This window comes from Flavobacterium sp. KH_001, from assembly GCF_057840745.1.
The window spans coordinates 2,382,078-2,402,273 of record NZ_CM174520.1 but is presented as its reverse complement, the minus strand read 5'-3'; the positions used below and the strand labels follow the sequence as shown (position 1 = coordinate 2,402,273).

The following is a 20,196-nucleotide window of genomic DNA, read 5'->3' as shown; positions in this document are numbered from 1 at the left end:
ATTTGTATCACGAAAATAAATTTCGATACTAGCCTTTTCCTCAAATGACACACAAAATTTTAATTATAGACGACGAAGAAAAACTTAGAAGTCTGCTGGCACGTATTATAAAATCAGAAGGATTTGAAGTTTTTGAAGCTAAAGATTTAAAATCAGGTTTTAAAAAACTGGAGCAAACTGAAATTGATGTCGTTCTATGTGATGTAAAATTACCTGATGGGAATGGTGTTGATTTTCTTCAGAATATAAAAAACAGTTTCCCTTTAGTAGAAGTTATTTTGTTAACCGCTTTTGGGAATATTCCAGATGGCGTTCAGGCCATGAAAAATGGTGCTTTCGATTATATCGTAAAAGGCGATGATAATGATAAAATTATTCCGCTTCTTTATAAAGCTGTAGAAAAAGTACAGTTACAGAAAAAAGTACAACAACTCGAAAAACGAATTGGCGATAAATATTCTTTTAATACCATTATTGGAAAATCTAAAGGAATCGAACAAGTTATTGATTTAGCACAAAAAGTTGCCAAAACCGATTCGACTGTTTTATTAACTGGAGAAACCGGGACCGGAAAAGAGGTTTTTGCACAAGCGATTCACGAAAACAGTAATCGTGTTGGAAAATCTTTTGTAGCACTAAACTGCAGTACTTTCAGTAAAGAAATTCTTGAAAGTGAACTTTTTGGACATAAACAAGGTGCTTTTACTGGTGCATTAAAAGATAAAAAAGGTTTTATTGAAGAAGCAAACGGTGGAACCTTATTTCTAGATGAAATTGGCGAAATGCCAATCGACCTTCAGGCCAAATTGTTACGTGTTTTAGAAACCAGCGAATATATTCCGGTTGGTGATACAACTCCAAAAAAATCAAATTTCAGATTAATTGCGGCAACAAACCGTGATTTAAAAACAGAAAGTGATGAACACCGTTTTCGTTCAGACTTATATTTTCGATTGAATATTTTCGAAATTAAATTACCGTCTTTGCGAGAAAGAATCAAAGATGTTTCGGTATTGGCCCATTATTTCGTGAAGCAATTTTCTGAAAAAACAAACAAAAAAACTTTAAATATTGCCGATGATTTTCTTCAGAAATTAGAAAATTATTCCTGGCCGGGAAATATTCGGGAACTTAAAAACATTATTGAAAGATCTGTTATTTTGAGTAATGGCGATACTTTAACCTCAGATGTCTTGCCTTACGAAATGCAGCATCAGCCTGAAAAAGCAACAAAATCGATGTCAGCTTTTTCTATGCAAAGTATTGAAAAATTGCACATTCAGAAGGTTTTAAATTATACAAAAGGCAATAAGGCTGAAACAGCGCGATTGCTTGAAATTGGAATTGCGACGTTGTATAGAAAATTGGAGGAGTACGGAATTCAATAATAAATTTAAAATTCCAATCACGATAAATTCCAAATTCCGATTTAAAGCTCCAGAAGAGCAAAATGTTTATAGCAAATATAATTGGTTTTGATTGAAGCTCCGGCGGAGCGATATTCTAACGTTTGTTTCAATCTAAAACATGCCACCCCGATGGGGATTTATTATCGAACGTTAGTTTTCTATAAATATGACGTCCCACTGTGACTTAAATTTTAAAATTAAATATCCTATCATTTCAATAAAAGCTTATCAAAATGATAGGCTTTTTTTATGCCTTTTTTTTGGCATAAAACTACATTCCTTTTATTGACAGCACTTTAGCTATACCTCAAATTTTTCGGAACATATTTTGGCATAAGGAGGAAGAACATAAAAATTCATTCTCATGAAAAATCAAGTAACCTCAATCTACAAACAAGCTGAACGCTTTGCTGAGATAACCAAAAAATCTATTATTTCTGGAAATATTGTTCGTGCCAAAAAATGTCTGGCACTTGCTGAACGTCTATTCATTAGCGGAAGCATTGAAACTAAAAATGCTATTTCTAATGTGTATGTTTTCTCCGTTTCTTCTTTTATGGAAGTTCGTCACTGCAACATTTCACATCTTTTTCCACAGACGCTTAAAGCGGAATACATCAAACAAGTTAATGCTTCAGGCGTATAAAAGTTTAATCGGTTAATTGTTTAATCGGATTATAAATCTAAACTCTTAAATCTAAAATAACATTATGATTACTTTTCTTTTACTCGCATTGGCCGTTGTGCTTTTTGCCATTTGTTTTAAATCAGTTGAATTCTTTGAAAAAATCTAAATCATGACTGCATTATTTATTATTTCCATCGCTGTTTTTGGCTATTTGGTTTATGTATTAATTAAACCTGAAAAATTCTAAAAAATGAAAAAGTCACAGTCAGGAAAAAAGCTATTACTATATGTTTTTGCGGCTTGGACATTAGCCTTTATAACGCTTATCGCATTTTTATAAAAGCCCAACTTTTATTTAATTTCTAACAAACAAAATATGAACACAGAGTTATTTGGTGTCATTAGCATTTTTATCATTTCGATAGTTTTAGCAATTCCAATAGGGAAATATATTGCTAAAGTTTATTTGGGAGATAAAACCCTTTTTGACCCGATTTTCAATCCAATTGAAAAATTTATTTTTAAAATTAGTGGCATCAATTCCACTGAAGAAATGAACTGGAAACAGCATTTGAAAGCGCTTTTAAGCGTGAACATGATTTGGTTCTTTCTTTGCTTTTTTGTCTTGCTTTTTCAGGGATCGTTATTTTTAAATCCCGATAACAATCCGTCAATGACACCCGATTTAGCCTTTAATACAGCTATTTCATTTGTAGTAAACTGTAATCTACAGCATTATTCAGGCGAAACCGGACTTTCTTATTTGTCACAAATGGTTTTGATGTTCCTGCAATTTGTTTCTGCTGGTGTCGGAATGGCGGCGGCGGCAATGATTTTTACTGCAATGAAAGAAAGAACCACAGATAAATTGGGGAATTTCTATAATTATTTCATCAAAAGTTGTACTCGTATTTTGTTACCACTTTCAGCTATTGTAGCAGTTGCGCTATTATTTAGCGGAACTCCTATGACGTTTGAAGGAAAAGATACCATTACAACTTTACAGGGTGATTCAGTACAAGTTTCACGCGGTCCGGCTGCAGCTTTTATTGCTATCAAACATATCGGTACAAACGGTGGTGGATTTTTTGGAGCCAATTCGGCACATCCATTAGAAAACCCTACTTATTTTACTAATGCGGTTGAACTTTGGGCACAATTGATAATTCCGTTCGCTATGATTTTTGCTTTAGGTTTTTATCTAAAGAAAAGAAAACTATCCTACGTAATCTTCGGAGTAATGACAATTGGTTTTTTACTCCTTGTCATTCCAACTGTTGTCAGTGAGCTTAACGGAAATCCAGCCATAGAAAAAATGGGAATTGCTCAGGCAACCGGAGCGATGGAAGGAAAAGAAGTTCGGTTTGGTCCAGCGATTTCAGGATTCTGGAGTATTGCTACAACCGTAATTTCTACAGGTTCTGTAAACAGTATGCACGATAGTTCGATGCCGATTTCCGGAGCTATGCAATTGCTAGCTATGATGGTTAATGCCTTTTATGGAGGTTGTGGTGTTGGAATCCTGAATTTTTATATTTTCATTATTTTGGCTGTATTTATTTCCGGATTAATGGTAGGTAGAACACCTGAATTTTTAGGAAAGAAAATCGAAGCACGGGAAGTTAAAATCGCAGCTTTTATTGCGATTCTTCATCCATTATTGATTTTAGCAGGAACAGCGATTGCTTCTTATTTCGCTGCACATGATACTGCAATGGGCTATTGGTTTAGCGGAAACGCTACAGGCTGGCTGAACAATCCTGGCAATCACGGATTCTCGGAAATGTTATACGAATATACTTCGAGCGCTGCCAACAACGGTTCTGGTTTTGAAGGTTTAGGAGATAATAATCCCTTCTGGAATATCACTACAGGAATTGTGTTGCTGTTAAGCCGTTTCATTCCGATTATTGGACCATTGGCAATTGCCGGATTATTAGCTAACAAAAAATACATTCCGGAGAGTGCAGGAACTTTAAAAACTGATACTACGATTTTCGGAATTATGGTTTTTGCCGTAATCGCAATTATTGCTGCCTTATCATTCTTTCCAGCTTTGGCACTTGGTCCTTTAGCGGAGTACTTTACTTTAAAATAATCTAAAAATGACAACTAATAAATCCGCATCATTGTTTGAAAGCAAACAGGTAAAAGAAGCCTTAGTGCAATCTTTTATCAAGCTGAATCCAAAATTGATGATCAAAAATCCGGTAATGTTTACCGTAGAAATTGGAACTGCCATTATGTTTGCTGTTTGTGTTTCCATTTTGATGGGAGCAACAGATCATGGCAGTTTTACTTATAATGTAATTGTGTTCTTAATTTTACTGGCAACACTTTTGTTTGCCAATTTCGCCGAAGCTATTGCCGAAGCCAGAGGGAAAGCACAAGCCGACAGTTTACGAAAAACACGTGAAGAAACGCCTGCAAGACAGATTTTACCAAACGGAGAAATCAAAAATATCAGTTCTTCGCAATTGAAAAAAGGAGATATTTTCGTTTGTGAATCTGGCGATTTAATTGCAACCGATGGTGAAATTATTGAAGGATTGGCAACTATCGACGAAAGTGCGATTACCGGAGAAAGTGCTCCTGTTATTCGGGAAGCTGGTGGTGATAAATCATCTGTAACCGGAGGGACAAAAGTATTGTCTGATAAAATTAAGGTAATCGTAACTTCTGAACCTGGCGAAAGCTTTTTAGATAAAATGATTGCTTTGGTTGAAGGTGCAAGCCGTCAAAAAACGCCAAACGAAATTGCCTTAACCATTTTATTAGCCGCATTTACCTTAATCTTCGTTATTGTGTGCGTTACGCTAAAACCGTTTGCCGACTATGCAAATGCACCCATCACAATTGCGGCTTTTATTGCTCTTTTCGTTTGCTTGATTCCAACAACAATTGGTGGGTTACTTTCTGCTATCGGTATTGCCGGAATGGACAGAGCATTGCGTGCCAACGTAATTACAAAATCTGGAAAAGCGGTAGAAACTGCAGGAGATATTGACGTATTGCTTTTGGATAAAACCGGAACCATCACTATCGGAAACAGAAAAGCGACCAGTTTTTATCCTACAAAAGGAGTTTCAGAAGAAGATTTTATAAAATCTGCTGTATTAAGTTCACTAGCAGATGACACTCCGGAAGGGAAAAGTATCGTGGAATTGGCAGGAGCCGAAACTGCCAATAAATTATCAATTGAAGGTGCTACTTTAATAAAATTTACCGCAGAAACCAGAACTTCCGGAGTTGTTTTAAAAGACGGAACTAATATTAGAAAAGGTGCTCAGGATGCTGCAAAAAACATTGCTGCTCAGGCAGGAAATAGTTTTCCTGAAGATACTGCACAAAAAGTAATCGACATTTCTTCAAACGGAGGAACGCCATTAGTGGTTATTAAAAACGATCAGGTTCAAGGTGTTATCGAATTACAGGATATCATTAAAACCGGAATGAAAGAACGTTTTGACCGATTGAGAAAAATGGGTGTAAAAACGGTAATGGTTACTGGTGATAATCCGTTAACAGCTAAGTTTATTGCCGAAGCTGCGGGAGTTGATGATTTTATTGCCGAAGCGAAACCTGAGGATAAAATGAACTACATCAAAAACGAGCAAAATCTTGGTAAATTGGTTGCCATGATGGGAGACGGAACAAATGACGCTCCTGCCCTAGCCCAAGCCAATGTTGGTGTTGCCATGAACAGTGGAACTCAGGCTGCTAAAGAAGCCGGAAACATGGTTGATCTTGATAATGACCCGACGAAACTTATTGAGATTATTGAAATTGGAAAACAGCTTTTAATGACTCGTGGAACTTTAACTACTTTTTCTATTGCAAATGACGTTGCGAAATATTTTGCTATTGTTCCTGCTCTTTTTATTACTGCGATTCCTGCGCTTCAAGGTTTGAATATTATGCATTTACATAGTCCGGAAAGTGCCATTTTATCAGCGGTAATTTTTAACGCGATTATCATTCCGATCTTGATTCCATTAGCATTGAGAGGTGTTGATTACAAACCAATCGGAGCAAGTGCAATCCTAAAAAGAAATCTTTTGATCTATGGTTTAGGCGGATTGATTATTCCATTTATTGGCATTAAATTGATTGATTTACTTGTTGCTTTATTTATGTAAATAAAAGTGCTAAGGTTCTGAGACGCTAAGGTGCTAAGTTTTTTTCTTAGTCCCTCAGAACCTTAGAACCTTAGAACCTCTAAAAAGAAAAAAAATGAAAAATATATTCTCATTATTAAAATTGACGCTGCTTATTGTTATTCTATTTGCAGTTATTTATCCTCTTGCGATTTACGGAATCGCACAAATGGCTCCGAATCAAGGAAAAGGAGAAACTGTTTCGGTTAACGGAAAAGTGGTTGGATACCAAAAAATTGGTCAGAAATTTGATAAGTCGAATTACTTCTGGGGAAGACCTTCGGCTGTTGATTACAACGCTGCAGGAAGTGCAGGAAGCAATAAAGGACCAAGCAATCCTGATTATCTGGCTTTGGTTCAAAAAAGAATTGATACACTTTTACTAGTTCATCCGTACTTGAAAAAATCTGATATTCCATCAGATATGGTTACGGCTTCCGGAAGTGGATTGGATCCGAATATTTCTCCGCAAGGTGCCTTGATTCAGGTTAAACGTGTTGCTAAAGAACGAAAATTAGCTGAAGCTAAAGTAAAAGCTTTGGTTGAATCTAAAATTAATACAGCCGTTGTTGGTCCTGAAACAGTTAATGTTTTGGAATTGAATATGGCTTTGGATGCGCTTCGCTAAAACAAGGTTCTGAGGTTCTGAGTCGCTAAGGTTCTAAGGTTTTTCTCCTGCAAGGTTTTCAAAACCTTGTAGGTATGACAAAGATTTTCGTCCGTTTTGTCATTCCGACGGAGGAGGAATCTCCACGAGTAGCTCGACAAAGATTGGCGAGTTTCTTTGAGGAGTGTCTTGCGGGGATTGCTTCGCCAGTTCACTATCGTTCGTGTCCTCCTCCGTCGGAATGACAACTAGATGGGAAAATTAGAACTGAAAAACGTCCTTTTACCCTGAGTGCCCTAGCCCTGATGGGAGGGAAAATCCTTTTGTGCCGGGGTTCGGCACAAAAGATTGGAAGGAACAGCAGGAAATAGCTCCTTAAAAACCTACTAATAAAAATTAATACGCCTTTTTTACCCCAAATAATAAAAACAAAAATGAAAAAAATAATACTTACTGCTTTAATCGCATTCGGTTTTAGCAATTTACATGCACAAGAAGAATCGAAAAGTCCGTTAACGTTTTCAGGATATGTAGACGTTTATTACAGCTATGATTTTGGGAAACCGGATAACCATACACGCCCTGGATTTTTTTATAATTATAACCGAAGTAACGAAGTGAACCTGAATTTGGGTATGGCAAAAGTGAATTATACAAAAGATAATATTCGCGGGAATTTTGCTTTAATGGCTGGAACTTATGCACAATACAATATGTCGGCTGAACAGGATTTATTGAAAAATGTATATGAAGCGAATGTTGGTGTGAAGATTTCGCAAAGTCATAATTTGTGGATTGATGCGGGAATTATGCCAGCGCACATTGGTTTTGAAAGTGCGATTGGAAAAGATTGTCCAACTTTGACCCGAAGCATTTTGGCTGAGAATTCTCCTTATTATGAAGCGGGAGTAAAAATTGGCTACACCTCTGAATCCGGAAAATGGTATTTGGCCGGAATGTATTTGAATGGCTGGCAACGTATTCAGAAAGTAGACGGAAATCATACGCCTGCTTTTGGAACGCAAATTACGTATAAACCAACAGACAAAGTGGTTTTGAACTGGAGTACGTATGTTGGAAATGAGCAACCTGATGTCGATAAAAAGTGGCGTTATTTCAACAACTTTTACGGACAATTTAAAGTAACAGACAAAACAAATATTACGGCTGGTTTTGATGTTGGATCGCAACAATCGGCTAAAAACAGTAACAAATATGATACCTGGTTTTCGCCTGTTTTGATTCTACAATACAAACCGACAGATAAAATTCAGTTGGCTGCACGTGGCGAATATTACAGTGATGAAAAAGGTGTAATCATCGCAACTGAAACACCAAATGGTTTTAAAACTTACGGATTTTCAGCTAACTTTGATTACTTAGTAACTGATAATGTAATGTTTAGAATTGAAGCCAGAAATCTTTCGAGTAAAGATGAAATATTTACAAAAGATAATCTTCCAACGGATACGAATGCTTGTGTAACAACATCTTTGGCGATTAGTTTTTAAACATTAAAATTATTTTTTTACCATTAAGATATTAAGAAAGTTAAGCTTTGTCTTAATGAGCTATTTGAGAAAATTAAGCTTGGCCTTTATTAACTTAATATCTTAATGGTTAAAAAAACTTTGCGACTTAGTGCCTTCGTGGCAAAACCATATGGAACAGAAAAAAGAAAATAACGCACAGCACTTTCTTGATTTAATTCAGAAATCACGGAAAGGAAAGTTTAAAATTTACATTGGGATGAGTGCCGGTGTGGGCAAAACTTATCGTATGCTTCAGGAAGCGCATTCGTTGTTGAAGAATGGAATCGATGTAAAAATCGGTTACATTGAAACACATATGAGGAAGGAAACGCATGAACTTTTAGCTGGTTTGCCTGTGATTCCACGGCGAACCATTTTCTATAAAGGGAAACAGCTGGAAGAGCTGGATGTACAGGCGATTATCAACCTCAGACCTGAAGTTGTGATTGTTGATGAATTGGCGCACACGAATGTTGAAGGAAGCAAAAATGAAAAACGCTGGCAAGATGTTTTAGAAATTTTAGATGCGGGAATCAATGTGATTTCGGCAGTTAATATTCAGCATATTGAGAGTTTAAATGAAGATGTAAAACGGATTACTAATATTGATGTTCAGGAACGAATTCCGGATAATGTTTTACGTCTTGCTGACGAAGTGGTAAATATAGATTTGACATCGGAAGATTTGATTGCGCGTTTGAAAGAAGGAAAAATTTATACGCCGGATAAAATTCAGACCGCTTTGACTAACTTTTTTAAATCGGATCAAATTTTACAATTGCGTGAATTGGCTCTGAAAGAAGTAGCAAGCCAGGTGGTTCGAAAAGTCGAAAATGAAGTACCTCAACTGCATGCTTTACGCCATGAGAAACTTTTGGCCTGCATTAGCAGTAACGATAAAACGGCTAAAATTGTGATTAGAAAAGCGGCGCGATTGGCGAGTTATTATAATGGAAGCTGGTATGTTTTGTATGTAGAAACACCAAAAGAAAGCAGTACCAAAATTGCATTAGACAAACAAAGACATTTGATTAATAACTTTAAACTGGCCGTACAACTCGGCGCTGAAGTTATAAAATTAGAAAATAAAAATATTGCTGATGCGATTTTAATAGCGGTTGAAGAAAAACAAATTACAACTGTTTGTATCGGAAAACCGCATTTGAATTTATTTAAAGTAATTTTGTCTACAACAATTTTCAGGCGTTTATTAAATCGCCTGTCTTTATCGAATGTGGACCTTGTTATTCTGTCTTAAATTTTAAACCATATAAGTTATATAAGTTCATTTTAATTAGGGACGTTGAATTTAACCGCAAAGCTCATTTAAGTTTTTGCTTGTAGCAAGGACACAAAGCTTTCTTATATTTTCTATTCTTTGCCTTAATGTTGCGCATCGTTATATTTTCTTATATCACTTATATGGTGAAAAAAAAAAAATTAAATGTTTAAACAAACATCATGAGAATTAAAACCAAATTGAATCTGGGCGTTGGATTGTTATTTTTAATGATCATTATACTTTCGTTAGTGAGTGGCTATTCTGTTTTTTTGATAAAAGCAGACACGGAGAATATTCTGAAAGCGAATTATAACACGCTGGAATATTCGCGAAATATGATTTTGTCTTTGGATGAAATTAAAGAAACTCCCGATAGTAAAATTCATGTTTTCAAGGAATATCTTGAAAAACAGACTCAAAATGTTACCGAACCCGGTGAAAAAGAAGCAACGGCTAAACTTGAAAATGATTTTTCGATTTTAGAAAAAAACAGTTCCGATGAAACCATAAAAGCGCAAATCAGACAGGATATTTTTGCCATTATGAAACTCAATCTGGACGCTATAAAACAGAAAAGTGACATTGCCAAACATACCGCAGAAAATGCCAATTTATGGATTGCCATTGTGGGAAGTTTATGCTTTTTAATCGCTTTTAACTTATTGGTTAATTTACCAAATAACATTGCTAATCCGATTAAGGAATTAACTCAGAGTATCAGGGAAATTGCCAATAAAAACTATTCGGAGCGGGTGCATTTTACCAGTCACAGCGAATATGGCGATTTGGCAAAATCATTCAATACGATGGCGCAAAAACTTCAGGAATACAACGACAGTAATTTATATAAGTTGTTTTTTGAGAAAAAGCGACTCGAAACGCTTATCAATAATATGAACGATCCTATTATTGGTTTGGATAATGAAGGTATTGTTTTATTTATGAATGATGAAGCACTGAAGATTATCGGAATGAAATTAGAAGATGTTATCGGAAAATCGGCTTTTACTCTGGCCTTGTCAAATGATTTAATTCGGTCTTTGATCGTAAAAGAAGAAAATGATTCTCCTAAAAAACAACCGCTTAAAATTTACGCACACGGAAAGGAAAGTTATTTCGAGAAAGAAATTCTAAATATTACGATAATTCCAACAGGCGAAGAAAAAGAAATTAATATTGGTGATGTTATTATTCTGCGAAATATTACTCTTTTTAAAGAACTCGATTTTGCCAAAACCAATTTTATTGCGACTGTTTCACATGAATTAAAAACGCCAATTGCGTCTATTAAACTAAGTCTTCAATTGCTTGAAAATACTAAAACAGGCGACATGAACGACGATCAAAAACAATTGGTCGAAAGTATCAAAGATGACAGTCAGCGATTATTAAAAATCACAGGGGAATTGCTGAATTTATCACAATTGGAAACCGGAAATATTCAGCTCAATATCGAAAAAAGCAATCCACACGAAATTGTAAATTATGCTGTAGAAGCTGTAAAAGTTCAGGCCGATCAAAAGCAAATTAAATTGGTTATTAATGCCGATGAAAATCTGGAAGACGTAAAAGCCGACAGCGAAAAAACAGGCTGGGTTTTGATTAATTATTTGTCGAATGCAATCCGATATTCGTCTGAAAAAAGTACTATTACCATCCAATTAAAAAAAGAAAATAATCAGATCGTATTTCAGGTTATCGACACCGGAAAAGGAATTGATGCTCGTTACAAAGACAAAGTTTTTGATAAATATTTCCAGGTTCCGGGCAGTCAAAAATCCGGAACCGGATTGGGATTAGCGATCAGCAAAGAATTTATTGAAGCTCAAAACGGGAATGTTGGCGTAGAAAGTAATTTAGGATTAGGAAGTACGTTTTGGTTTACGTTGAAGGTTTAGTGTTTTTATTGTTTGAATTACTTTATTTTTGAGTTTTAAAGAAATAGATTATGAATTCTAAAGAAAGAATATCTGAAAAAGATTTACACAAATTAACTCCTGAACAACAATCTTCTATTGAAACGAGTCGAAATCAAATACAGAATAACAAATCTCATAAAAATGATGATGTAATTTCAGAAATGAGAGAATGGTTATTATCTCCAATTTTCATTCGCAAAAACAATAATCAGTCCCGCAAGTAAAACATGAAGAATTAAAATTACCACCCAAGTTCTTTTTTCATTACTTCTTTTGTCAATCCAAAAACCATAAAGAGGAAACTGAAAAATAGCAATCATTAAATTTATAAAAGAAAGGTCTGTATCCCAAATACAAGAAAAAGTTGCAAATGGAAACAGAGCGAAAATTGGCTGATAAAATCCATGTCCACCACCTGCAATAATAATGGAAAACAATAAAAAAAGCGGTGTTAAAACTAAAAATCTTTTTGTCCACTTATACCTTTCAGAATTCATAAAACCTTGTTTATTTAAAGCTAATATAACTTTTTACGTATTCGAAGTATTATTCTTAATCTCCATAACCTCTCTTTTCACTTCCAAAAGCAAATCTTTCATACTTTGTGATTCTGTCTGTTCATGACGTCTATCGCTTCGGCCGATGTTACATTCGTATTCCCATATTTCTAGAATATCTGAAGCTTTCACTTCATAATTCGGATAAAAACGATTGTCTGATTCCAGAACCAAAGCATTCTTTTTGTTTTTGTTGAGACGTTTGTACACCATTCCTTCGGTTTTGGTAATCAGGATATAGGTTTTTCCATCCATAACTTCTCCGAGCCTTTCCACATAACGCCCAATAATAATGGAACCGTCTTCATGTGGTGGCATTGAATCGCCTTCTACAGGAAAACCTCTGTGTTTACCTGGCCCTAAAAACGGAAGCGAAACCTGCTGTAAACTTTCAATATATTCCGGATCAGCATAGCCATTTAGATAACCTGCTTTTGCTTTTTGACTTACAATTTCGATAAAATTTTCTCCGAATCGATCGACCTGTATAGGTAAAATGAGTCGGTTTCCTTCTAATTTTATCAAATTTTCCACATCAATTTTGCGTATATCGACAGACAGTATCAAGTCAATACTCATATGAAAATATAAAGCAATCTGCTTTAAAATATCATACGGTGCTTCTGAAGTTCCGTCTTCGTATTTAACGTATCTTCCTCGTGTAATTTTAAGGTTTCCAGCTAATTTCTCTTGTGATATTTTATGCTTAACCCTTAGTGCTCTAATGTTATCTGAAAATAAGGACATAATTAATTTGTTATAATTTGGAACACCAAATATACAAAAAATTGTTATTATCTGTATTAATTTTGTTGTACAAAAACAAAGGAAATGGCAAGGGCAATTGTACACATGGATTTGGATACCTTTTTTGTATCCTGCGAGAGGCTAACTAACTCAGAGTTAAACGGCATTCCGTTGATTATTGGTGGTGGCGATCGCGGCGTTGTAGCCTCTTGTTCGTATGAAGCACGTTACTTTGGAGTGCGTTCTGCGATGCCTATTCATATGGCGATGAAACTTTGTCCGCAAGCCAAAATCATCAAAGGCGATATGGAATTATATTCGCAATTATCACATGATGTTACGCAAGTCATTCAGGAAAAAGCACCGATTATGGAGAAAGCGAGCATCGATGAATTCTACCTTGACATTACCGGAATGGATAAATTTCACGGAAGTTATAAATGGACCAATGAACTGGCTCAATCTGTAATTAAAGAAACCGGATTGCCGATTAGTTTTTCATTATCCATCAATAAAACCGTTTCTAAAATTGCTACCGGCGAAGGCAAACCAATAGGAAATTTAGAAATTCCGGAAAACGGTGTGCAGGCTTTTTTGAATCCGTTATCGATTCAAAAAATTCCGATGGTCGGGACAGTGACTTTTCAGCTTTTATCGCGAATTGGTATTCGAACTATTCAAACATTATCTGAAATGCCTCCTGAAGTTTTACAACAGATGATTGGCAAAAACGGATTGGATATTTGGAAAAAAGCCAACGGAATCGATAATACTCCCGTAGAACCTTATACCGAAAGAAAATCAATTTCTACGGAACATACTTTTTCTCAGGATACTATCGATATCGCAAAACTCAAAAGAGTACTTATCGGAATGGTCGAAAAACTGGCTTTCCAATTGCGATCAGAACAATGGCTGACCTCCACTATTACGGTTAAAATACGCTACGCCAATTTTGATACCGAAACCAAACAATGCAAAATTGCCTACACTTCAGCAGATCATATTTTAACCAAAAATGTAATGGAACTTTTTGAAAAATTGTACCAACGCCGTATGCGATTGCGCTTAATTGGTATTCGCTTTAGCGGATTGGTTCGCGGTACCTATCAAATCGATCTTTTTGAAGATACGGAGGAAATGTTATCGCTTTATGAAGCTATGGATAAAATGAAAAGCCGTTATGGTTTTGATGCCGTAATGCGCTGTGCCGGAGCCATTTTTAAGCCTAATAATAAGGATGAAATTTTAAAACGTAAAAAATAATCATGTATATCAACTGTCATTCCTATCATTCATTACGCTACGGCACAATTCCGCTTAAGGAATTGGTTGACGAGGCTGTTTTGCATGGCGTAACCGAAATGGCATTGACGGATATTAATACCGTCACCGGAATTTATGATTTTATAAGAGAATGCTATAAAGTCGGAATCAAACCTCTTGTTGGAATGGAGTTTCGCTGTAATCATCAATTTCGATATATTGGTTTGGCTAAAAATGCTGAAGGTTTGGGTGAGATGAATCGGTTTTTAACAGATCATAATTTCAGCGGAGAAGCTTTGCCTTTAATTGCTCCCGAATTTGAATCGGTTTTTGTGATTTATACTTTAGAAAATGCTCCGAAAACGCTTCGTGAAAATGAATTTATCGGCATTCGGACAGATGAAGTTTCAAAGCTTTTTACATCAGAACATAAAAATCAAATTTCTAAAATGGTTGTGCTTCAACCGGTAACTTTTAGAAATAAAAAAGAATTTAACCTGCACAAAATTCTGCGTGCGATTGATACCAATATTATTTTATCAAAATTGACAGAAGCTGATTATTCCAGAACTTCTGAAAAAATGTTGCCTTTAGAATCGCTTTTGCCTTTCTATGAAAAATACCCTGAAATTATTGCCAACACACAGAAAATTATTGATTCCTGTGATTTTCAGTTTGATTTTTCAATTAAAAGAAATAAAAAATTCTTTACCGGAAGTCGTGAGAGCGATCTTGAAAAATTAACAGAATTGGCCGAAATAGGTTTTGAATGGCGTTATGAAAAAGAAAATACAATTGCTCGAAAACGTGTAGAAAAAGAATTAAAAGTTATTGACCAATTAGAATTCAGCGGTTATTTTTTAATCACTTGGGATATTGTCCGATACAGCAACAGCCAGGGATTTATGCACATTGGGCGTGGAAGCGGTGCCAACAGTATTATTGCCTATTGTCTCGGAATTACCGATATCTGCCCAATCGAACTCGATTTGTATTTTGAACGTTTTTTAAATTTAAATCGAAAAAGTCCACCCGATTTTGATATCGATTGGAGCTGGAAAGAGCGCAACACCATTTTAGAATATATCTTCGATAAATACGGTCGTGATCACGTTGCTTTTTGCGGCACCAATGTCGAGTTCAAACACCGATCTATTTACAGGGAAGTCGGAAAAGTGTTTGGCCTTCCAAAAGAAGAGTTGGATATGCTGGCTAAAAATCCAAAACAGCTACACGAAACCAATTCTATTGTAAAATTCGTTCAGGAATATAGCGACATGATTGTAAAATATCCTAACCAACGTAGTATGCACGCTTGTGGGATTATCATTTCTGAAGATCCCATTACGAATTACACGCCTCTGGAAATGCCACCAAAAGGATTTCCAATTGTACTTTTTGACATGCATATTGCGGAAGAAATTGGTTTTGATAAATTCGATATTTTGAGTCAGCGTGGTATCGGACATATTGATGACAGTGTAAAACTGATCGAGAAAAACCGCGGAATAAAAGTGGATATTCGCAATACTTCTATTTCTAAAGATGAAGCAGTATGTAATGTTCATTTGGCGCAAGGCAAAACGATTGGCTGTTTTTATATCGAAAGTCCTGCGATGCGCGGTTTATTACGCCGATTGAATTGCGACAATTATAAAGTTTTGGTTGCCGCGTCTTCAATCATTCGGCCCGGTGTTGCTCAATCCGGCATGATGAAAGAATACATTTTCCGTCATAATTATCCGGATCAATTCGAATATTTTCATGAGGTTTTCAAAGAACATCTTGGCGAAACTTATGGCATTATGGTGTATCAGGAAGATGTGATCAAAATTGCTCAGCATTACGGTGGCGTTCCTGCTGCTGATGGCGATATACTACGTCGTGCCATGTCTGGAAAAGGGCGTTCTTTAGAAGCCTTGCAAAAAGTAAAAGATAATTTCTTTGCCTCTTGCGCCAGAAAAGGACATCCTGAAACACTAAGTCAGGAAATTTACCGTCAGATTGAATCGTTTGCAGGATTTTCATTTTGTAAAGCACACTCGGCTTCTTATGCTGTCGAAAGTTATCAGAGTTTGTATCTCAAAATTAATTATCCTGTTGAATTTATGGTAGCCGTCATCAACAATCAGGGTGGATTTTACAGAACTGAGGTTTATGTGCACGAAGCGAGAATGTCTGGAGGGACAATACTAAATCCGTGTGTGAATAAAAGCGAATATCAAACTACGGTTTATGGAAATGATATTTATTTAGGGTTTATGCACCTGCAGGGTTTAGAATCGAAAACGGCAAATTTGATTGAATCAGATCGGAAGAAAAACGGTGACTTTCTTTCTTTGGAAGATTTCATCAACCGAATTCCCATTGGAATTGAAAGCATTAAAATTTTGATTTTTATTGATGCTTTTCGATTCACAGGAAAAACTAAAAATCAGCTTTTAGTGATTGCAAGTTTACTTTTAAACAATTTCAAACCCGAAAACAGAAGTTTGATGTTATTACAGGAACCCGTTAAAGAATATAAACTTCCAACACTGGAACGTTCTCTGTTTGAAGATGCTTTTGATGAAATTGAATTGTTGAGTTTTCCTGTTTCCTGTACTGTTTTTGATTTACTTCAAATTAAATACCGTGGCGATATTATGGCCAAAGATTTAGTAACGTATCATAAAAAGCAGGTTAAAATGCTGGCATATTTAATCTCCAGAAAACAAGTTCCAACCAAAAAAGGAAACATGTATTTCGGCACCTGGATCGATCACAAAGGCACTTATTTTGATACCGCACATTTTCCGGATTGTCTGGCGCAATATCCTTTTCAGGGCGGAGGCTGTTATTTGCTTTTGGGAAATGTTGAAGTCGATTATCATTTCCCAACCATTACTATTATTAAAATGGCGAAAATGCCTTTTATTCCGGATCCGCGGTATATGGATGCCAAAGATCAGTTTAAAACACAGCGTCAGATTAAAGAAGATGTGAGTCCGACACATCGCGAACCGTATCCGCAGGGACATGAAATCAACTTACCAAGACACCGAATGAAATTTCAAAAATAACCACGATGATTTTACAAGAACAAAAACAGGTTTTGCGTTATAGTAAAGAGATGAAAAAGCAAGAATATGCCATAGTAGATATCGAAACCACCGGTGGGAACGCCAGTGGCAGCCGCATTACTGAAATTGCCATTATTATTCATGATGGCGAAAAAGTAATCGACCGATTCGAAACACTTGTTAATCCGGAAAAGGAAATTCCTCTTTCTATTTTTGGATTAACCGGTATTAATAATGCAATGGTCGCGAATGCACCAATTTTTGATGACATTTCAGAGAAAGTACTAGAAATGCTAACCGATCGTGTTTTTGTGGCTCATAACGTTAATTTCGATTATTCTTTTGTGCGTCATCAATTGGAGCAGGCGGGATTTAAATGGACCGCCAGAAAACTGTGCACCGTTCGCGCAGCAAGAAAAATCAAACCAGGATTAACATCGTACAGCTTGGGAAAACTTTGTTATTCGCTAGACATACCTTTAGAGAATCAACATCGGGCTGGTGGAGATGCAGATGCTACTGCCATATTATTTTCCCGACTACTCGAATGGGACGCTGAAGGTGAAATAGCAAAAATGGTCAAGATGACTTCACAAGATCAACGTTTGCCTCCCAATTTACCTCCTGAAGATTTTAATAATTTACCCGAAAAACCAGGTGTCTATTATTTTTATAATCAGCAGAAAAAGGTGATTTATGTTGGAAAAGCGATAAACTTAAAAAAACGCGTAGCTTCTCATTTTAGTGGTCATAAAATCAATCCGCAAAGACAGCATTTCTTGCGAGATATTCATGGAATTTCTTTTGAAGTTTGTGCGAACGAATTAATGGCGCTTTTGTTAGAATGTACCGAAATAAAACAGCTTTGGCCAACCTACAACAGAGCATTGAAGCGTTTTGATGCCAAATTCGGTATTTATCAATATGAAGCAAGAAACGGCTTTAAATATCTGGCGGTTGGAAAACTAACCAAATTTCAGACTTGTATTCATGAATTTAATAGTTTGTATAACGCCATAGATTTACTGAGAAGTCTGTCTGAACAATTTGAAATTGATCAAAGATTCTGCAAATATTCCAGACCTGAAGAAGGAGAATTTTTTCAAAATAATGAAGTCAAAAGTTTGCCGGATGTTTTGTTTCACAACGAGCAGGTCGACAATGCGATTGATTTTTTATTAAGCAACAGACCAACTTTTGCTATTATAGATAAAGGTAGATCAAAAGAGGAACGCAGCTGTATCTGGGTTGAAAACGGGCACTTTTATGGTATGGGTTACATTCCGTTAGATGTCGCAATTACGGATCCATCAGAAGTGAAAAACTATGTTACACAGCATAAAAGCAATCAATACATGGTGCAATTAATTTTTGCTTACGCAGAAAAATATCCGGGTAAAGTGTTCTTTAACAAACAGTTTCTGAAATAAGATTATAAAACCTATCTCATTAAATGCTTAATAATCAGTAAATTTAATATCCAATTAATTAAATGAACCATGAAAATAGCAACATATAACGTAAACGGAGTCAACGGACGCTTAAATGTTTTACTACGCTGGCTTGAAGAAGCCAAGCCTGATATTGTTTGTCTGCAGGAATTGAAAGCGCCTCAGGATAATTTTCCTCTTAAAGCATTTAATGATGCTGGCTACAATGCTATTTGGCACGGACAAAAACAATGGAATGGTGTTGCTATTCTCGCTCGAAATATGGAAATTGAAGAAGTAACACACATTCTTCCCGGAGATGATGAAGATCTTCAAAGCCGTTATATCGAAGCTTTAATTAACGGAATTGTAATCGCCTGTCTTTATCTGCCAAACGGAAATCCTGCACCGGGACCAAAATTAGAATATAAGTTAAAATGGTTTGATCGCCTGGCTCATCGTGCTGAAACCTTATTGAGTTTAAAAACTCCTGTAATACTGGTTGGAGATTTCAATGTGATGCCAACAGAATTGGATGTTTATAAACCTGAAAAATGGGTTAAAGACGCCCTTTTCCTACCTGAAGTTAGAAAAGCTTTTAAGGACATTGTATCACAGGGATGGACAGATGCGATCCGTACACTGTATTCCGATGAGAAAATTTACACTTTTTGGGATTATTTTAGAAATGCTTACGAGCGGGATGCCGGACTTAGAATTGATCATTTCTTACTCAGTCCACAAATAGCTAAAGCTTTGCATTCGGGCGGAGTTGATCGACATGTGCGAGGCTGGGAAAAAACAAGCGATCATGCTCCTGTATGGATTGAAATTGACAAAAAATAAATGCAAACAATGACATTATTTAACGACACCGAATTATTTGCAACTGGTTTGGCAGGAAAAAAAGTGTTTGATATTCCTGATTCTGAATTGATTTTGATTGACAATTTCTTCACAAAAGAAGAGTCTGATCGTTTTTATGAGAGATTACTTCGTAAGACTAAATGGAGAGAATATGAAATGGAAATTTACGATAAAGTATATACCGTTCCCCGAATGATTTCCTGGTATGAAGACAAAGATAATCCCGGAGCAGATCAAAACGGTCCTGACTGGAATTACGAATTGCTTACCATTAGAGGCCGTGTAGAAAAAGAAACACAACGTGATTTTAATAGTGTGCTCCTTAATTTATACCGAGATGGAAATGACGGCGTAGGCTGGCACAGTGACAAAGAACACAATACGGGTCCAAACCCCGTTATTGCTTCTGTAACTTTTGGAGAAACCAGAATGTTCAGGCTTCGTCATAAATTCAGTAAAGAAATTCCGCAAGTCGAAATTCCGCTGCATCATGGTTCTTTTTTGTTAATGTCCGGCACAACAAATAGTTTTTGGCAGCATCAGGTTCCTAAAACGGCGCGAGATGTTTTGCCAAGAATTAATTTAACTTTTAGGCAAACACATCGAAGTTTATGATTTATAAAGGTCTGAAAATGACATTGTTTTCTATTTCGTAACCATAAGGAAAATTCTTCCACAAAAAGTTAAATTACTCATTGCGTGAACCTTTTATTAGGCAGACCTTATCTTTTTT

16 protein-coding genes are annotated in these 20,196 nt (G+C 35.9%); 15 read left to right on the top strand and 1 reads right to left on the bottom strand.

What is annotated here, in order from left to right:
• Positions 1-44 precede the first annotated feature (44 nt).
• From AC3ITQ_RS10360 to AC3ITQ_RS10315, 10 genes are all read left to right on the top strand, one after another.
• On the top strand, positions 45-1,388 hold the full coding sequence (locus AC3ITQ_RS10360; RefSeq protein WP_489238599.1) for a sigma-54-dependent transcriptional regulator: 1,344 nt from the start codon (positions 45-47) through the stop codon (positions 1,386-1,388).
• Positions 1,389-1,773: 385 nt separating this feature from the next.
• Positions 1,774-2,055 carry a DUF7674 family protein gene (locus AC3ITQ_RS10355; RefSeq protein WP_026985832.1) on the top strand — a complete coding sequence of 94 codons (282 nt, stop codon included), beginning with the start codon at positions 1,774-1,776 and terminating at the stop codon, positions 2,053-2,055.
• A gap of 151 nt (positions 2,056-2,206) precedes the next feature.
• Positions 2,207-2,284: a K(+)-transporting ATPase subunit F gene (gene kdpF, locus AC3ITQ_RS10350; protein ID WP_072975519.1), complete on the top strand. Its 78-nt coding sequence runs from the start codon at positions 2,207-2,209 to the stop codon at positions 2,282-2,284.
• A 129-nt stretch (positions 2,285-2,413) separates the two neighbouring features.
• The gene (gene kdpA / locus AC3ITQ_RS10345; RefSeq protein WP_489238597.1) at positions 2,414-4,135 is read left to right on the top strand and encodes a potassium-transporting ATPase subunit KdpA; all 1,722 of its coding nucleotides are present in this window, start codon (positions 2,414-2,416) and stop codon (positions 4,133-4,135) included.
• Between the two features lie 7 nt (positions 4,136-4,142).
• Complete coding sequence (gene kdpB, locus AC3ITQ_RS10340) at positions 4,143-6,176, top strand: potassium-transporting ATPase subunit KdpB (protein WP_489238595.1); 2,034 nt, start codon at positions 4,143-4,145, stop codon at positions 6,174-6,176.
• A gap of 94 nt (positions 6,177-6,270) precedes the next feature.
• Complete coding sequence (locus AC3ITQ_RS10335; RefSeq protein ID WP_489238593.1) at positions 6,271-6,822, top strand: K(+)-transporting ATPase subunit C; 552 nt, start codon at positions 6,271-6,273, stop codon at positions 6,820-6,822.
• A gap of 413 nt (positions 6,823-7,235) precedes the next feature.
• The gene (locus tag AC3ITQ_RS10330; protein WP_489238591.1) at positions 7,236-8,312 is read left to right on the top strand and encodes a porin; all 1,077 of its coding nucleotides are present in this window, start codon (positions 7,236-7,238) and stop codon (positions 8,310-8,312) included.
• A 151-nt stretch (positions 8,313-8,463) separates the two neighbouring features.
• A complete protein-coding gene (locus AC3ITQ_RS10325) occupies positions 8,464-9,591 on the top strand; it encodes a sensor protein KdpD (protein ID WP_489238589.1) in 1,128 nt (375 codons plus the stop codon).
• A 203-nt stretch (positions 9,592-9,794) separates the two neighbouring features.
• Positions 9,795-11,513 carry an ATP-binding protein gene (locus AC3ITQ_RS10320; RefSeq protein WP_489238587.1) on the top strand — a complete coding sequence of 573 codons (1,719 nt, stop codon included), beginning with the start codon at positions 9,795-9,797 and terminating at the stop codon, positions 11,511-11,513.
• A gap of 50 nt (positions 11,514-11,563) precedes the next feature.
• Positions 11,564-11,758, top strand: a complete 195-nt coding sequence (locus AC3ITQ_RS10315) for a hypothetical protein (protein ID WP_489238586.1) — start codon at positions 11,564-11,566, stop codon at positions 11,756-11,758.
• Positions 11,759-12,064: 306 nt separating this feature from the next.
• On the opposite strand, the gene AC3ITQ_RS10310 is transcribed toward AC3ITQ_RS10315, so the two are convergent.
• Complete coding sequence (locus AC3ITQ_RS10310) at positions 12,065-12,838, bottom strand: XRE family transcriptional regulator (protein ID WP_489238584.1); 774 nt, start codon at positions 12,836-12,838, stop codon at positions 12,065-12,067.
• Positions 12,839-12,922: 84 nt separating this feature from the next.
• Here AC3ITQ_RS10310 and dinB point away from each other — a divergent pair, with 84 nt between their 5' ends.
• The 5 genes from dinB (at position 12,923) to AC3ITQ_RS10285 (ending at position 20,078) form a co-directional block, all read left to right on the top strand.
• A complete protein-coding gene (dinB, locus tag AC3ITQ_RS10305) occupies positions 12,923-14,104 on the top strand; it encodes a DNA polymerase IV (protein ID WP_489238583.1) in 1,182 nt (393 codons plus the stop codon).
• A 2-nt stretch (positions 14,105-14,106) separates the two neighbouring features.
• Positions 14,107-17,166: a DNA polymerase III subunit alpha gene (locus AC3ITQ_RS10300; protein ID WP_489238581.1), complete on the top strand. Its 3,060-nt coding sequence runs from the start codon at positions 14,107-14,109 to the stop codon at positions 17,164-17,166.
• Positions 17,167-17,216: 50 nt separating this feature from the next.
• On the top strand, positions 17,217-18,596 hold the full coding sequence (locus AC3ITQ_RS10295; RefSeq protein ID WP_489238922.1) for an exonuclease domain-containing protein: 1,380 nt from the start codon (positions 17,217-17,219) through the stop codon (positions 18,594-18,596).
• A 69-nt stretch (positions 18,597-18,665) separates the two neighbouring features.
• Entirely contained in the window at positions 18,666-19,442 is a 777-nt protein-coding gene (gene xth, locus AC3ITQ_RS10290) for an exodeoxyribonuclease III (RefSeq protein WP_489238579.1), read from the top strand.
• A 9-nt stretch (positions 19,443-19,451) separates the two neighbouring features.
• A complete protein-coding gene (locus tag AC3ITQ_RS10285) occupies positions 19,452-20,078 on the top strand; it encodes an alpha-ketoglutarate-dependent dioxygenase AlkB family protein (RefSeq protein ID WP_489238577.1) in 627 nt (208 codons plus the stop codon).
• The last annotated feature ends 118 nt before the right edge of the window (positions 20,079-20,196 follow it).

What these genes read in the sequence shown, in the direction of transcription:
- kdpB (WP_489238595.1), top strand. Translation starts at nt 4,143, where the DNA reads ATGACAACTAATAAATCCGCATCATTGTTTGAAAGCAAACAGGTAAAA.
- kdpA (WP_489238597.1), top strand. Translation starts at nt 2,414, where the DNA reads ATGAACACAGAGTTATTTGGTGTCATTAGCATTTTTATCATTTCGATA.
- AC3ITQ_RS10315 (WP_489238586.1), top strand. Translation starts at nt 11,564, where the DNA reads ATGAATTCTAAAGAAAGAATATCTGAAAAAGATTTACACAAATTAACT.
- AC3ITQ_RS10360 (WP_489238599.1), top strand. Translation starts at nt 45, where the DNA reads ATGACACACAAAATTTTAATTATAGACGACGAAGAAAAACTTAGAAGT.
- AC3ITQ_RS10300 (WP_489238581.1), top strand. Translation starts at nt 14,107, where the DNA reads ATGTATATCAACTGTCATTCCTATCATTCATTACGCTACGGCACAATT.
- AC3ITQ_RS10355 (WP_026985832.1), top strand. Translation starts at nt 1,774, where the DNA reads ATGAAAAATCAAGTAACCTCAATCTACAAACAAGCTGAACGCTTTGCT.
- kdpF (WP_072975519.1), top strand. Translation starts at nt 2,207, where the DNA reads ATGACTGCATTATTTATTATTTCCATCGCTGTTTTTGGCTATTTGGTT.
- AC3ITQ_RS10325 (WP_489238589.1), top strand. Translation starts at nt 8,464, where the DNA reads ATGGAACAGAAAAAAGAAAATAACGCACAGCACTTTCTTGATTTAATT.
- xth (WP_489238579.1), top strand. Translation starts at nt 18,666, where the DNA reads ATGAAAATAGCAACATATAACGTAAACGGAGTCAACGGACGCTTAAAT.
- AC3ITQ_RS10295 (WP_489238922.1), top strand. Translation starts at nt 17,217, where the DNA reads ATGAAAAAGCAAGAATATGCCATAGTAGATATCGAAACCACCGGTGGG.
- AC3ITQ_RS10335 (WP_489238593.1), top strand. Translation starts at nt 6,271, where the DNA reads ATGAAAAATATATTCTCATTATTAAAATTGACGCTGCTTATTGTTATT.
- AC3ITQ_RS10285 (WP_489238577.1), top strand. Translation starts at nt 19,452, where the DNA reads ATGACATTATTTAACGACACCGAATTATTTGCAACTGGTTTGGCAGGA.
- AC3ITQ_RS10330 (WP_489238591.1), top strand. Translation starts at nt 7,236, where the DNA reads ATGAAAAAAATAATACTTACTGCTTTAATCGCATTCGGTTTTAGCAAT.
- AC3ITQ_RS10310 (WP_489238584.1), bottom strand. Translation starts at nt 12,838, where the DNA reads ATGTCCTTATTTTCAGATAACATTAGAGCACTAAGGGTTAAGCATAAA.
- AC3ITQ_RS10320 (WP_489238587.1), top strand. Translation starts at nt 9,795, where the DNA reads ATGAGAATTAAAACCAAATTGAATCTGGGCGTTGGATTGTTATTTTTA.
- dinB (WP_489238583.1), top strand. Translation starts at nt 12,923, where the DNA reads ATGGCAAGGGCAATTGTACACATGGATTTGGATACCTTTTTTGTATCC.